Raw genomic sequence first — 13,633 nt, forward strand, 5'->3', positions numbered from 1 at the left:
TGGCGGGATACTACCTGCACCAGCCGCCAGCTCCATGACGACGCAGCTGCTTACAACGCGGCTGGTTACGGCTATAAAAACGCTCAAATCTATTCGCTGCAATGCAGAAGCAATAGAGCGCATTGGCAATAAAACGGCCCCGGATTATACGACGATGAAAATTACGTTTAATCCGTACCGGGTTTATCTAAAAAACCAGAAAGGCGTGGAGGTATTATACGTTACTGGCCAGAACGACAACGAGGCTTGGGTATACCCGGCCGCCTTTCCTTACATCACGCTTAGCCTCAATCCGCAGGGTACGCTAATGCGTAAGGGTCAGCACCACACAGCTTTACAAGCTGGCTTCGAAACAATTGCCGACTTACTAAGTGGCCCCGATGGCCGGGGTGAAAATGTATTCAGCCGTTCTTTTCGCTATGCGGGAGATAGCATATCTCACGGCAAGCCCTGCTACATTTTGCGCTCTGATTATCCTCAATTTCGCTACATTGACTACCGCGTGGGTAAAAACGAAACGATTTCATCCGTTTCGGAGCGCTTTAGCTGCGGTGAATACCGCATTGTAGAGCGTAATAAGTTGAGCGTAGATAGCAAATTGACCGAAGGCCAAGTATTGCAGGTACCTAATTCCTATGGCCGGCGGGTTATTGTGGTAGTAGACGCGGCAACTTATCTACCTGCCTCCGTTACGGCTTTTGATGACAAGGGATTGTATGAAAAGTACTCCTTCTTGAACTCCGTCGTAAACCAGCCTATTCCTCTGGCTGAATTCAGCAAGGAGTATAAAGGATACAAACTCTAATAACGAATAATACGGGTTATCATAGTTGATAATCAATTATTTGCCCTAAAAAGGGCTGCCTATCTAGGCAGCCCTTTTGCATTTATAAATTCCTGAAATACGTGCCAATCAGCAGATTAGCGGCGCATGGTTTTCTCAATGGTATCCCACATTTCCGGCGTCAGGGCTTCCAACTTATTGAATTCGCCGGCTCCGTTGAGCCACTCGCCACCGTCGATGGTAACAACTTCGCCGTTGACGTAGGCCGAGAAATCGGAGACGAGGTAGGCGGCTAGGTTGGCTAGCTCCTGGTACTGGCCCACGCGCTTGAGGGGCACGCTGGCGGCGGGGTCGAGCTGGCTGGCGAGAGGCTCGGGAAACAGGCGGCTCCAGGCACCTTCGGTCGGAAAGGGGCCGGGCGCAATGGCGTTGGAGCGGATGCCGTACTTGGCCCATTCCACGGCCAAGGAGCGCGTAATGGCCAGCACGCCCGCCTTAGCCGCGGCCGAGGGCACTACGTAGGCCGACCCAACGGAGGCGTAGGTGGTCACAATATTCAGGATGGTGCCGGGCTGCTTATCGGCTATCCAGCGCTTGCCCACGGCCAGCGTGCAATTATAGGAGCCGCGCAGCACGATGTCCACTATCACGTCGAATGCTTTATGGCTTAGGCGCTCGGTGGGGCTGATAAAATTACCCGCCGCGTTGTTGAGCAGCACATCGACGCGGCCAAACTCGGCGTAGGTGCGCGCTAGCATATCCTCTACCTCATTGTATTTACGCACGTCGCAGGCCACGGCCAGCACGCGGCCACCCGTTTGCTGCCGCAGTTCAACTGCCGTTTGTTCAAGTACGGCGAGTTTGCGGCTTGTGATAGTCACATTGGCCCCTAATTGCAGAAAGTAAGTGGTCATGGCGCGTCCCAGGCCAGTGCCGCCGCCCGTTACGATGATTGTTTTACCCGCCAAAGCGTTATCGCGAAGCATGGGTTGTGCAAAAGAATTTGTCATGGTTTCTAGTGAGGTACAAGCTAGCCAACTGCTGGGCGGCCCGAAGGTAAGTATCACTTCTCCACTGCATGGCTTTGCTGCATTCATGCGCAACTTGCATCCTTTTAGCATAGCAAACTAGTATTCAAGCTTAATTTTTATGTCTGTTACCCCCGTTGTAAGTGCAGTTGCCTCCCCTTCCGCCGTGGCCGTGCTTGGATGCGGCTGGTTGGGCCTCCCCCTGGCAAAGCACTTGCTAGCGCAAGGCCACCGCGTGCTGGGTACCACCACTTCCCCCGAGCAGCTCCCCTTACTAGCCGCCCAGGGCATTGAGGCTCAACTTCTTCAACTAGGTAGCGACTTCACCGCTACCGACGAAGCCCGGCTGACCAGCCTTCTCAGCCAAGTGACTACACTGGTACTCAACGTACCGCCGCGCGCCGCCGTGGCCGGCGGCTACCCGCAGCTGCTGCGGCCCGTGCACCGGGCCGTGGCGGCGGCGCGGGTGCAGGCCGTGCTGTTTGTATCTACCACGGGCGTTTACCCCGATGAGCCGCGCCTGATGCACGAAACGGATGCCGTAAGCACCCGCGACGCCGCCTCTGATGTGCTGCGTACGGAGGGCCACTTTGTGCCGCGCTACGGGCAGTGGAAAAGTACGGTAGTGCGCCTGGGCGGCCTTATGGGCCCCAACCGGGCACCGGGCCGCTTTTTAGCTGGCCGCCAAAACCTGCCTCAGGGCGATGCCCCTACCAACCTGCTGCACCTCACCGATGCGGTGGGCGTGCTGAGCACCATTATTAGCCAAGACATCTGGGGGCATACCCTCAATGTGTGCGCACAGTCGCACCCATTGCGGCGCGAATTTTATCCGGCTGCCGCCACTTACATCGGATTGGAACCACCCACCTTTCAGGCCGGAGGCAGCAGCAGTAAGTTGATAGATTCCAGCCGGTTGCGCAGCCTGGTACCTTATACTTTTCAGCACGATGACGTGCTGGCGGCGCTGCCCTACTGCTAGGGAGCCGAGCGGGGGTTTTACCTTTGTTGCATGTCGTTGCCTGGTTCCCCCGTTTCTCCTGCGCCCTCCCTGCCAGCCATTGCGGTGCTGGGCGGGGGGGCAGCGGGCTTTTTTGGTGCTATTGCCTGCGCCGAGGCCAACCCTCAGCAAGTAGTTTACCTGCTTGAGAAAAGCCCCAAGCTGCTGAGCAAGGTACGCGTGTCGGGGGGGGGGCGCTGCAACGTAACGCACGCCTGCGAGTCGGCCGCGCAGCTGGTGCAGCACTACCCCCGCGGCGGCCGGCAGCTCAAGGATGCCTTCAAGCAGTTTGGCGTGGCCGATACTATTGCATGGTTTGGTCAGCGCGGGGTAACCCTCAAAACGGAAGCCGACGGCCGCATGTTTCCGACCACCGACAGCAGCGAGACCATTGCCCGCGCCCTCGAAGACGCCGCCCGCCGCGCCGGCGTGCTCGTGCTCACGCGCACCGCCGCCGAGCAGATTACCACGCTCCCCGACGGCCATTTCAGCCTGACCCTCAGCGGCGAAGGCAGCACTAGGCTGGGGCCCGAGCTGCGCGTGAGCCGCTTGCTGGTGGCCACGGGCGGCAACCCTAAGTCAGTGGCCTACGACTGGCTGCGCGCCCTAGGCCACACCATTGCCGAGCCGGTACCTTCGCTCTTTACGTTTAATGTGCCGGCTTCGCCCCTGCGCGAACTGCCCGGCGTGAGCGTGCCCCACGCCCGCGTGGTGCTGGCCGGCGAAAAACTGCAATACGAAGGGCCTCTGCTAGTTACGCACTGGGGCGTGAGCGGCCCGGCTGTGCTCAAGCTCTCGGCCTGGGGAGCGCGCCGCCTGCATGAGCTGGGCTACCACGGCACCGCGCTCATCAGCTGGGTGCCCACCCACACCGATGAAACGCTGCGCCCCTGGGCCCAGGCTTTTCGCCTCGAGAATGGCAAAAAGCAAGTGGCGGCCCACCCGCAGTTTGGCCTGCCCACGCGCCTGTGGCGCACGCTGGCAACGGAGGCGGGCATCGGCTCCGAAACCCGCTGGAACGAAGTACCCGCCAAGGCTCAGAACCGCTTGCTAGAGCTGCTGTTGCGCACGCCCTTGCAGGTGCAGGGCAAAACCACCCACAAGGATGAGTTTGTGACGTGCGGCGGCATTCCGCTGGGCGAAGTTAACCTCACTACCTTCGAAAGCCGCTGCGTACCTGGCCTCTTCTTTGCCGGCGAAGTACTTGATATTGATGGCATTACGGGTGGCTTTAACTTTCAGGCTGCCTGGACGACTGGTTTCCTGGCCGGCCAGGCCATGGCCAGGGTAGCGCAGCCCGTAAGCTGAGCCTTTTGGGTAGAGATACACATAGGAAGGGAATGGCGCACAAGCGGCATAAAATTGGGGTATATGAGGCCAAATTGTAACCCTGCGGGCAGTTGCCTAGTAAACTGCTTCACCTTTCCAACTTACATTTCCTTTTCCAATCATGGAAGCCAAAGCAACCCAAACCGCCCTTAACTCCCTCATCACCGTTCTCAAAGATGGCCAGAAAGGCTACGCTGATGCGATGACCGATGTAAAGGACCAGAATCTGAAAGACCTGTTTAAGAAGTACTCTGCTCAGCGTGCCAACTACGTGACGGAAATTGAGGACCAGATGTTCAAACTCGACCTGCACCCTGATACCAACGAAAGCTCGTCGGTGCTCGGCTCTATCCACCACGTTTGGATTGATTTGAAAGCTGCTGTAACTGGCCACGACAACCAGGCCATTCTTGCTGAGTGCGAGCGCGGTGAGGACGTAGCCAAGAAGGCCTACGAAGAAGCTTCCAAAATTCAAGACCTGCCCGGCGACCTGAAATCGGTTATCGAAAAGCAGTCGCAAGGCGTACTGGCAGCCCACGACGAAATCCGCAGCCTGCGCAACTCCTCGAAGTAATACCGCAGATTCAAACGGATTTAGCAGATATGCCCCTGCGGGGCTGGCTAAGCGAATGACAATAGAAAAGGCTGCCCATATGGGCAGCCTTTTCTATTGCAGATGTATTGGTTGGTGCCCAAAACCACCTGAAATCACAATAAAAAAGGCTGCCCATACAGGCAGCCTTTTTTATTGTGATTCGCTTAGTCAGCCCCGCAGGGGCGTATCTGCTAAATCCGTTAAATCCGCGGTCTATTCGCCGCTGTCGCGCTTGCCTTTGTAGCCGCCGCCGTAGCTGCTACCACCGCCTTGGCCACCTTTGTAGCCACCACGCTGATAACCACCACCTTGGCTGCTGCCACCGCGGTCGCCGCCGTAGCTGCTACCACCTTCGCGGCTACCACCTTTGTAACCACCACCGTAGGAGCTGCCGCCTTCACGACGCTCGCCACCACCGTAGCTGCTGCCACCACGGTTGCCACCACCAAAAGGTGGGCGGCCACCTTCGCGACGGTCGCCGCCGCCGAAGCCACCGCGACGCTCACCCCCGCCGAAGCCACCTTCGCGGCGCTCGGGGCGGTTAGTGCCTTCTTCCTTAGCGGCTGCGTCTTGCACCGGGGTAGCGATGCTGAACGTAACCGGCTGGCCCTGGATGCTGCTGCGGCCAAGCTGGCCCACAATCTCCTCGGCAAACTCGTTGGGCACTTCTACAAAGCTGAACTTGTCGTAGAGGGCGATGTCGCCTACCTTGTTGCCGGGCAGGTTGGTGCTCTCGCCAATCAAGTCAACTACATCGCGGGGGTGCAGGCGGTCCTTCTTGCCCATGCTGATGAACAGGCGGGTGTAGCCGGGGCGGCTGGCGCCGCGCTCGCGGCTGGCATCGAGGCTTTGCTCGTTGCGCTTATCCTCCTTCATGTTCATCTTGAGCAGTGCAGCGGCGATGTCGAGCGAGGTGATTTCCTCACTCTGGTCGAGCAGGCGCTGCACGCGGCCGATGTACTTATCGAGGTTGCCTTTCTCCACCACATCCTTAATCTGGCTTAGGAACAGCGTGGTTTTCACTTCCGACACATCAGCAAACGACGGCACTTGCGCCAGTTTAATGTCAGCCTTGGTGAAGCGCATGATATCGCGCAGCTTGTAGATGTCGCGGCCACTCACGAAGGTGAAGGCGCGGCCGTTCTTACCAGCGCGGCCGGTGCGGCCAATGCGGTGTACATAATACTCCTCGTCGGCAGGCAGGTCGTAGTTGAATACGGCCTCCACGTTGTCTACGTCGATACCACGGGCGGCTACGTCGGTGGCAACCAGGATTTCGAGCGTGTTTTTGCGGAATTTATCGAGCGTGTTCTGGCGCTGAGCCTGGCTCATGTCGCCGTGCAGACCGTCGGCGAAGTAGCCTTTGGCTTGCAGGTCGGCCACAATCTCATCCACCATGCGCTTCGTATTGGCGAAGATGATGGTCGATTTCAGGTTGTACATGTCCATCACGCGGGTCAGCACATCCTTCTTCTGCGGGCCCCGCACTTCGAAGTAGCTCTGCTCGATGTTGGACACCGTCATTTGCTGGTGGTTGACCTTCACTACCTGCGGGTCGCGCTGGTACTTCTTGGTCATGTCCATAATCGGCTTGCTCATCGTAGCCGAGAAGAACACCGTCTGGCGGTTCTCGGGCATCTTGCTGAGTACAAATTCGATATCCTCCCGGAAGCCCATGTCGAGCATTTCGTCGGCTTCGTCGAGGATGATTTTGGTTGCCTTATCGAGCTTCAGCGTACCGCGCTCGATGTGGTCCATTACGCGGCCGGGGGTGCCGATTACGATTTGCACACCGCGCTCCAAGGCGCGGAACTGCCGGTCGTACGACGAGCCGCCGTAAATGGGCACTACGGCTAGGCCTTTCTTATACTTACCCAGCTTCTGAATTTCGCCCGAAACCTGCACGGCAAGCTCACGGGTGGGGCAAAGCACAATCACTTGCACGTCACGGCTTTCGCCGTCCACGCCCTCAATGGCGGGAATAGCAAAGGCAGCCGTTTTGCCGGTACCCGTCTGGGCCTGGCCGATAACGTCTTTGCCAGCGAGCAGTACGGGGATAGCCGATGCCTGAATGGGCGAGGCTTCCTCGTAACCCATTTCGGTGATAGCGCGCTGTACTTCGGGCGAGAGGTTTAACTCGTCGAAACGAACTTTAGGCTTCTCGGTGGTTTTTGCGGGGGTATTTTCTACTTGTTCGGTATCCATGATGGAACGTAATAGGTTGATGGGCCACCTGGTTTTCCAAAACCTGGGTGACTTTGTGGGGAATGAGACTACGCTCTGAAAACAGCCGGCTCAACAGCGGCGGCGCTTCTTCCCCCTCAACCTTCCTACTAACGACAAGGCGGAAAAAATACGACCGATAAAACGGGAAACTACTCGGCAGCCAATTACTTACTCTGGGCCACCCCGGCCACTCAATGGGGCCGTTCTCAAATGCGGGTGCAAAGGTACGGATTTTTTTTGGAAATGGCTAATTTATTTCTACTTAATCTTATCAGCGGCAGTACCGCCTAGCCCTGACTAGGTATTAGCACGAGTCTGGCGTAGCATAACCCGTGCTAATACCTAGTCAGTTCTGCTAGCCCGAAGCATAAAAAAAGCGCCCTCCCGCGTGGGAAGGCGCTTTTCGGTAGCACGAAAGGCGCGGATGCTTAGATTGATACTAGAGCAACGACACTTTCACGGCGTTTGGGCCTTTACGGCCTTCCGCTTCTTCGTACTGAACTTTGTCTTTCTCTTGTAGCGACTTGGCGTCTACTAGGTCGGTGACGTGGACGAAGATGTCTTGGCCAGTCTCGTCGTTTTTGATGAAACCAAAGCCTTTGGTCTCATTGAAGAATTTTACCGTTCCGGTCGGCATAATAAAAAAAATTTGGGGGTGTCGCCAAAGCCCAGTGGCAAGCTGGGGACCTTGGATGCTAACACACCGGAGCGGACCGGAACAGCACCACAGAGCCTTGGGTTGCGCCAAAGATAAACAAAATCCCCGAACTTCGTCACGCTCAAAAAAAACTTATGGACACGCCCGCCGCCCCTACCCACGCTTACAGTCACGTCTTTACCGTTGAAGCGTCGGACATCGACCAGCTCGGCCACGCCAACAACGTGGCCTACGTGCGCTGGGTGCAGGAGGTGGCCGCCGCCCACTGGCACCACCTCTACCCGCCCACCGCCGAATTGCCACCCCAGGTGTGGGTGGTGCAGGAGCACCACATACGCTACTTACGCTCGGCCTACGCTGGCGATGAGCTCCAGGTTAGGACCTGGGTAGCCGATGTGAAGGGCGCTAGCTCCAAGCGCCTTACTCGCATCGAGCGCGTGACCGATGGGCAGCTGCTATGCGCCGCCGAAACGCAGTGGGTACTGCTGGATGCGGGCAGTGGCCGGCCGGTGCGCGTACCGGCAGATATAACGGTGCGGCTCATCCCTAGTGCTAGTTAAGCAGAGCCGTGAATACTAAAATCAGCTGCTCGCCCGGTGGTTAAATTGAGGATAGTTTCAAAATATCCATTTCCACCATCCTCCGCATCTACTACAGTAGCCTCAAAGTAAGCGCTGCCCTCCTCGCTATGGAAAGAACTAGCTTTTGCGAAACCATTAATCCAAATTACCTTTTCTTGCTTTTCATTAAAATAGGCCACGTATTGAATTCCATAACCTGGATGACTGTAGCCCCGGCTAGAAGCTACGCCGCCTAGAATAACCTGCTTATACTCACTGTAATTAACACGCTCGTTGTGTACTTCCACGGCTTTGATAACCATCTCTTTCATGAGGGCTATTTCTGGCGGAGACAAGGGCGCTTTAGCTACTATCTTATGAGCAGGGAACCGCATAAATTCTACATGACTCTTAGGTGGTGGTCTAAGTGAGGATGATATTACGGTTATGGCAATCAATGCTAATTTTAATACGTGCGGTGTGCATTTTCAGGCATTTGCTGAAGGAGCAACTTTTGCGCACCAGCACCCCGCACCGATGGCGCAAGGAGCAGTTAATGGCCTCCACGACATTGGTGCCACCATCTCCTTTGGGGCAGCGCCGATGTCGGCTAGCAGGTAGCACCTGGGGGTAGGCTTTCCACTCGTCCGTGAAATACCAGCAGTGGCGGCGGTAGCGCGCGGGCAGCTGGTGCCAGAGCCGATGAGCGGCCTCCGCGCCCCGCGTGCCCAGCGTCCAGGCCACGATCCGACGACTCGCCCGCTCCACGGCCAGCCAGAGCCAGACTTTCTGCTTCTTACGACCCACGAAGGTCCACATCTCATCCATTTCTAGTGCTTCCCACCGCTTTTTCTGCGCCTTTTTTGACCGCAGACGGGGCAAAGCCGGGGCTACAAGGGCGGCTTTTTTTTTATCCGGCCCGCAATGGTCATGCGCGAAACCCCGGTTGCCCGCACGATGCTGCGTTGCGAATTGCGCTCTTCCAGCAGCTTATCCACCTGCGCATACTGGGCGGCTTTGGCCACGGCCGCGGGCTCGAAGCGAGCCTGGTGGCGGCACGCTTTGCATTGGTAGCGGGCGTGCCCCTGGCTATGGCCATTGCGCCGAATTTGGTCGCTGCCACATTTGGCGCAAAAATGTTGTGTGTAAACCATAATAGCTCCTACGGATTTCATCCCTACTTAGACCACCGCCGACTCTTAAAGCTATTGAAATTTAATTCGTAATAAACCGGGTAGTCCATATTTAGCAGTCCTTTAGTTAATACTATCCTCCTTCTGCACGTACTTCGCCTCGACCCGCTCCGGCAAGACGCACTAATTAACGGAAGAATATCCGAAGTTGACAATAGGTTACTTACCCAGCAGCCAGCCGGTAAGCGTATCGGCAGATTTAGCGGGGCGATTGATGCCTGCTACCGGCTAGGCGGAACCATGAATCTGGATACCATCTGTCGTCCCGGTGGTTAAATTAATAGTGGTTTCAAAATACCTGTTTCCGCCATCCAGTACGAGCACTGCATGCGCTTCAAAGCTGGATGCGTCTTCTAAGTTATGCGAGTTATTCTCCAAAGTGAATCCGTTAATCCAACTTATTTTTTCTCCCTTTTTATTTGAGTAGGCTACGTATTGTATCCCGAACCCATCCAAGTCAACCCGCTCATATTCGTTGTGGTCAACGTACTCATTATATGCCATTAGGGCACTAATGAGCAGCTTCTTCATAAGTTTAGTTTCTTGTGCCGACAGATGCGCTTCACTAATTTCCTCCTGCGTGAGCTCCCATTCGAATTTCAAGGAATTTTTGAAGCCGTCGAAATTTAATTCGTAATAAATCGGGTATTCCATATTTAGCAGTTCTTTAATTAATGCCAGCCCCTTTTCGCATCTATTCCGCCTCAGCCGGCTCCGGCAAGACGTACCAATTAACAAAGGAATACTTGAAGCTGGCGCTGGGCTACCCGCAGCCAGCCGACCCCACGGGCGAGCGCGTGTATAAGCCCGATTATTTCAAGAGTATTCTGGCGATAACCTTTACCAACGACGCAGCGGGCGAGATGAAGGAGCGCATTGTGGGCGCGCTGCGCCGCTTCACGCAAGCACCTGGCGATAAGTCCGATGCGTTACTGGCAGAGGTCGCGGCCGAGCTGGCCCACGAAGGCCAGCTGCCCAGCTACCTGCGCACGCCGGCCGAGTGGCAGCGCGAGGTGCGGCAGCGCGCCACAGCCACGTTTCGACTGGTGCTCTACCACTACGCCGACTTTGCGGTGAGCACTATCGACTCGTTTGTACAGCGCATCGTCACGGCGTTTACGCGGGAGTTGAATTTGCCCGCCACGTTTGAGGTGGAATTGGATACCGACAGTGTGCTGCGCTCGGCGGTGGCCGCATTGCTGGACAAGGTGAACCGCGACCCGCAAAGCAAGCTGCTGAGCCAGACGCTAGCCGACTACGCGCTGGGCCAGGCCGAGCAGGGCCGCAACTGGAACAAGTTGCCCGACGAACTGCTAGACTTTGGCCGGGCGCTGTTTAGCGAGAGCGTGCACGAGGCCGTGGCGCAGTTGAGCCAGAAAACAATGGCCGATTTCCGGGCGCTCGACCAGGATATTCGGGCCCGGCAGCGGGCGGCCGAAGACGCCGTGCAAACGCAGGCCGACCGGGCGCTGGCCGTGCTGGCGGCGGCGGGCATCGAGGCCGAGCACCTGGCCAGTGGCAGCAGCGGCATCTACGGGCATTTTACCAAGTGGGAACGCTGGCTGAGTCCGCCCGACAAGGACGGAATTTTCCCGACCGCCACGGCACGCAAAACCCTCGATAGTGGCAAGTGGTGGAGTGAGAAAGGCAAAAAAGCCGGCTTGGTGCCCGCCATTGAAGCGGCCCAGCCCGAACTGGAAGCGGCGTTTAACGAGCTGCTTGAATTGCGCTTGCAACACTTGCCCGGCTACGTGCTACTGGGGGCAGTGCAGCCGTTTTTATTTCATGCCTCGCTGCTAAGCGAATTAAATAAGCTGGTCGAGGAAATCAGCCGCGAGCGCAACGTAGTCCTGATTTCGGAATTTAACCGGCGCATTGCGGCCATTGTGCTGAATGAGCCAGTACCGTTTATTTACGAGCGGCTGGGAGAGAAATACCGCCACTTATTAATTGACGAGTTTCAGGATACGTCGGTATTGCAGTGGAATAATTTGTTACCGCTGGTAGAAAACGCGGTCGCCAACGGCGGCCTTTCGCTGGCGGTGGGCGATGCCAAGCAGGCCATTTACCGCTGGCGTGGCGGCGAGCTGGAGCAGATTCTACGCCTCTACCAGGGCGATACTACGGCCCTGGCGGCGCGGGCGCGCGACGCCAACATGCGCCGGCTGCTGGACGAGCGGTATTACACGCTGCAGCAGAATTTAGAGCCGCATTCGCTGGCCATTAATTATCGGAGTGAGCCGGCGATAATTGGGTTTAATAACGAATTCTTTTCCTACGTGCGGGAGCGCAGTGGGGAGCATGCACTGGTGCAGGGAATTTTCGAGTCAGGATTTCAACAGGAGGCGCCCGGCGGGGACAGTTTAGCGTTTGGAACAAAGAGTGAGGAATTACCAACTACTAATTCTTTACCCTTTGTTCCAACTACTAACTCTTCCACCGCTGGCCACGTTGAATTATTATTTACCCAGGATGACGCGCCCGCCCAGCGCTACGACCCGGCCACCGGCCACTACCTACCCGATATGCTGCCCGGCTACCCAGCCGGGGCCGTGCTCGACTACGCCGAAAGCACCTGCTACGTGGCCTTGCAACTCATAGAGCAGGCCCTGGCCGACGGCTTCCACCTGCGCGATGTGGCCGTGCTGTGCCGCACCCGCCGCCAAAGCCGGTTACTAGCTAAGTTTTTGAAAGAGCGGGGTTTTCCCATCATTTCGGCCGATTCGCTGGCCTTGCAGTTTGCCGAGGTGGTGAACCTGCTGGTGGCCGTGATGCGGGTGCTGCACCAGGGCAACGATACCCTGGCGCGGGCCGAGGCGCTGCTGCTGCTCGATAAGGTGGTGCGCCGCCTATCCCCTACCCCGGCGCGGGCCCGGCACATTGCCGAAGTGGCCAATAAGAAGGACAGCAGCAAGCCTTTTTTCGACGAGCTGCGCAGCCTTGGCTTTGACGTGGACGAGCAGACGACCGGCAATCTGGGACTCTATGAGTTGACCGAAAAATTAATTGGTATTTTTGGCTTGCTAGGGGCCAATGCGGAGAGCGATTACTTGTTTCGCTTTTTGGATTTGACGCTGGAATTCAGTCTGAAATTCGGGAATAATCTGGGTAATTTTCTGACGCATTGGGACGAGCGCAAGGGCACGCTCAGCATTAATGCGCCGGGCGGGGCCGATGCCATTACCATTACCACCGTGCACAAGGCCAAGGGGCTGGCGTATGGCATTGTCATTGTGCCCTTTGCCGACTGGTCGCTGGTGCCCCACGCGGGCGAATTGCTGTGGGGCCGCCTTACCGCAAGCGAAAAACCCCTGCCCGAGCTACCCGACGTGGCCGTGGTGCGCCTCAATAAAACTCTGACTTACACGCCCTTGGCGGAGCAAGACGAGGAAGAACGCGAAAAAACGTTGCTCGACGGCCTCAACACGCTTTACGTAGCGTTTACCCGGCCCCGGCACCGGCTCTATATTCTGAGCAAAACTCCCGCTGAGTCCAAAAAAACGACCGGCGAATTACCTCTATCAGTGGCCGAGGCTGTGCCGGCCGCAGCCCAGGGTGCCGCCCGCGACGTGGCCGACTTGCTGGCTGGCTACCTGCGCCAACTAGGTCAGTGGCAAACCGATAGCACCAGCTTTGTTCTCAACCAGGGCGCGACGGCTACTCAACGAATCAAGAATGATAAATTGGAAATTGGAAATTTTTCCCTTACCAACCTCACCTCCACACCCTGGCCCGAGCGCCTCAAGCTGCGCCGCCACGCCACTACAGTGTTTGATTTTGATGAGCAGGAAAAACTGGGCGAGCTGAATCGCAAGCTGCATTACGCGCTGCGCCGGCTGCTATCGGCCCAGGACCTGGGACGCACCCTGCGCCAGCTCGTGGCCGAAGGCGTTGTAAATCAGCAGGAAAAACCAGCGCTGGCGGCAGGCCTCACCCAGCTGCTGGCCGACCCGCGCCTAGCCCCTTATTTTGCCGAAAACCTGGCCGTAGAAACGGAGCGCGAAATATTAATTGGCGGCCGCACCCAGCGCGCATACAAGCCCGACCGCATTGTGTTTGGTACCGGCCCCAGCCGGGCCGAGCAAACGGTGACTATGCTGGATTTTAAGCTACCGCCGCCGCAGGATATTCATAAAATTTGGCTGCGTGATTATGGCAAATTATTCCGGGAATTGGGCTACGCCGACGTGCGCGGCATTGTTTATTACTTTGGGTCGGGTGAGATAGCCGAGGTATAATTGCCGGGCAGTAGCGTTGGCA

Annotated in this window: 13 protein-coding genes; 7 read left to right on the top strand and 6 right to left on the bottom strand. The window is 57.0% G+C overall.

Going from position 1 to position 13,633, the window contains the following annotated elements; all coding sequences use genetic code 11:
- Positions 1-34 precede the first annotated feature (34 nt).
- A complete protein-coding gene (locus tag QMK33_RS18080) occupies positions 35-805 on the top strand; it encodes a LysM peptidoglycan-binding domain-containing protein (protein WP_283566022.1) in 771 nt (256 codons plus the stop codon).
- Between the two features lie 116 nt (positions 806-921).
- Here the strand turns inward: QMK33_RS18080 and QMK33_RS18085 are convergent, their stop codons facing one another.
- Positions 922-1,770 (bottom strand): SDR family oxidoreductase, encoded by an 849-nt coding sequence (locus QMK33_RS18085; RefSeq protein WP_283566023.1) that lies wholly within the window; start codon positions 1,768-1,770, stop codon positions 922-924.
- A gap of 163 nt (positions 1,771-1,933) precedes the next feature.
- Here QMK33_RS18085 and QMK33_RS18090 point away from each other — a divergent pair, with 163 nt between their 5' ends.
- The 3 genes from QMK33_RS18090 to QMK33_RS18100 all read left to right on the top strand — a co-directional run bounded on the left by QMK33_RS18090 (position 1,934) and on the right by QMK33_RS18100 (position 4,715).
- The gene (locus QMK33_RS18090) at positions 1,934-2,794 is read left to right on the top strand and encodes an NAD(P)-binding domain-containing protein (RefSeq protein WP_283566024.1); all 861 of its coding nucleotides are present in this window, start codon (positions 1,934-1,936) and stop codon (positions 2,792-2,794) included.
- 30 nt (positions 2,795-2,824) lie between these two features.
- On the top strand, positions 2,825-4,120 hold the full coding sequence (locus QMK33_RS18095) for a BaiN/RdsA family NAD(P)/FAD-dependent oxidoreductase (protein WP_283566025.1): 1,296 nt from the start codon (positions 2,825-2,827) through the stop codon (positions 4,118-4,120).
- Between the two features lie 142 nt (positions 4,121-4,262).
- Positions 4,263-4,715 carry a PA2169 family four-helix-bundle protein gene (locus tag QMK33_RS18100; RefSeq protein ID WP_283566026.1) on the top strand — a complete coding sequence of 151 codons (453 nt, stop codon included), beginning with the start codon at positions 4,263-4,265 and terminating at the stop codon, positions 4,713-4,715.
- Between the two features lie 234 nt (positions 4,716-4,949).
- On the opposite strand, the gene QMK33_RS18105 is transcribed toward QMK33_RS18100, so the two are convergent.
- Together QMK33_RS18105 and QMK33_RS18110 are read right to left on the bottom strand one after the other, a co-directional pair.
- On the bottom strand, positions 4,950-6,941 hold the full coding sequence (locus QMK33_RS18105; RefSeq protein WP_283566027.1) for a DEAD/DEAH box helicase: 1,992 nt from the start codon (positions 6,939-6,941) through the stop codon (positions 4,950-4,952).
- 460 nt (positions 6,942-7,401) lie between these two features.
- Complete coding sequence (locus tag QMK33_RS18110) at positions 7,402-7,599, bottom strand: cold-shock protein (protein WP_283566028.1); 198 nt, start codon at positions 7,597-7,599, stop codon at positions 7,402-7,404.
- Positions 7,600-7,754: 155 nt separating this feature from the next.
- Between QMK33_RS18110 and QMK33_RS18115 the strand changes: the two genes are divergently transcribed.
- Positions 7,755-8,180 (top strand): acyl-CoA thioesterase, encoded by a 426-nt coding sequence (locus QMK33_RS18115; protein WP_283566029.1) that lies wholly within the window; start codon positions 7,755-7,757, stop codon positions 8,178-8,180.
- Here the strand turns inward: QMK33_RS18115 and QMK33_RS18120 are convergent.
- Positions 8,177-8,575: a hypothetical protein gene (locus QMK33_RS18120; protein WP_283566030.1), complete on the bottom strand. Its 399-nt coding sequence runs from the start codon at positions 8,573-8,575 to the stop codon at positions 8,177-8,179. The two genes, QMK33_RS18115 and QMK33_RS18120, sit on opposite strands and share 4 nt — an antisense overlap.
- A 28-nt stretch (positions 8,576-8,603) precedes the next feature.
- Positions 8,604-9,008: an IS1 family transposase gene (locus tag QMK33_RS18125; protein WP_283566031.1), complete on the bottom strand. Its 405-nt coding sequence runs from the start codon at positions 9,006-9,008 to the stop codon at positions 8,604-8,606.
- A gap of 5 nt (positions 9,009-9,013) precedes the next feature.
- Between QMK33_RS18125 and QMK33_RS18130 the strand changes: the two genes are divergently transcribed.
- On the top strand, positions 9,014-9,406 hold the full coding sequence (locus QMK33_RS18130) for a hypothetical protein (protein ID WP_283566032.1): 393 nt from the start codon (positions 9,014-9,016) through the stop codon (positions 9,404-9,406).
- 195 nt (positions 9,407-9,601) lie between these two features.
- Here the strand turns inward: QMK33_RS18130 and QMK33_RS18135 are convergent, their stop codons facing one another.
- A complete protein-coding gene (locus QMK33_RS18135; protein WP_283566033.1) occupies positions 9,602-10,027 on the bottom strand; it encodes a hypothetical protein in 426 nt (141 codons plus the stop codon).
- A gap of 20 nt (positions 10,028-10,047) precedes the next feature.
- Here QMK33_RS18135 and QMK33_RS18140 point away from each other — a divergent pair, with 20 nt between their 5' ends.
- Positions 10,048-13,611, top strand: a complete 3,564-nt coding sequence (locus QMK33_RS18140) for a UvrD-helicase domain-containing protein (RefSeq protein ID WP_283566034.1) — start codon at positions 10,048-10,050, stop codon at positions 13,609-13,611.
- Positions 13,612-13,633: the final 22 nt, after the last annotated feature.

It is taken from the genome of Hymenobacter sp. H14-R3 (assembly GCF_030063445.1).
In the GTDB taxonomy this organism is placed as follows: domain Bacteria; phylum Bacteroidota; class Bacteroidia; order Cytophagales; family Hymenobacteraceae; genus Hymenobacter.

Excerpts from the sequence above, each read along its gene's own strand:
- QMK33_RS18085 (WP_283566023.1), bottom strand. The coding sequence starts at position 1,770 with ATGCTTCGCGATAACGCTTTGGCGGGTAAAACAATCATCGTAACGGGC.
- QMK33_RS18140 (WP_283566034.1), top strand. The coding sequence starts at position 10,048 with ATGCCAGCCCCTTTTCGCATCTATTCCGCCTCAGCCGGCTCCGGCAAG.
- QMK33_RS18105 (WP_283566027.1), bottom strand. The coding sequence starts at position 6,941 with ATGGATACCGAACAAGTAGAAAATACCCCCGCAAAAACCACCGAGAAG.
- QMK33_RS18120 (WP_283566030.1), bottom strand. The coding sequence starts at position 8,575 with ATGCGGTTCCCTGCTCATAAGATAGTAGCTAAAGCGCCCTTGTCTCCG.
- QMK33_RS18115 (WP_283566029.1), top strand. The coding sequence starts at position 7,755 with ATGGACACGCCCGCCGCCCCTACCCACGCTTACAGTCACGTCTTTACC.
- QMK33_RS18095 (WP_283566025.1), top strand. The coding sequence starts at position 2,825 with ATGTCGTTGCCTGGTTCCCCCGTTTCTCCTGCGCCCTCCCTGCCAGCC.
- QMK33_RS18100 (WP_283566026.1), top strand. The coding sequence starts at position 4,263 with ATGGAAGCCAAAGCAACCCAAACCGCCCTTAACTCCCTCATCACCGTT.
- QMK33_RS18135 (WP_283566033.1), bottom strand. The coding sequence starts at position 10,027 with ATGGAATACCCGATTTATTACGAATTAAATTTCGACGGCTTCAAAAAT.
- QMK33_RS18110 (WP_283566028.1), bottom strand. The coding sequence starts at position 7,599 with ATGCCGACCGGAACGGTAAAATTCTTCAATGAGACCAAAGGCTTTGGT.
- QMK33_RS18090 (WP_283566024.1), top strand. The coding sequence starts at position 1,934 with ATGTCTGTTACCCCCGTTGTAAGTGCAGTTGCCTCCCCTTCCGCCGTG.
- QMK33_RS18080 (WP_283566022.1), top strand. The coding sequence starts at position 35 with ATGACGACGCAGCTGCTTACAACGCGGCTGGTTACGGCTATAAAAACG.
- QMK33_RS18125 (WP_283566031.1), bottom strand. The coding sequence starts at position 9,008 with ATGGATGAGATGTGGACCTTCGTGGGTCGTAAGAAGCAGAAAGTCTGG.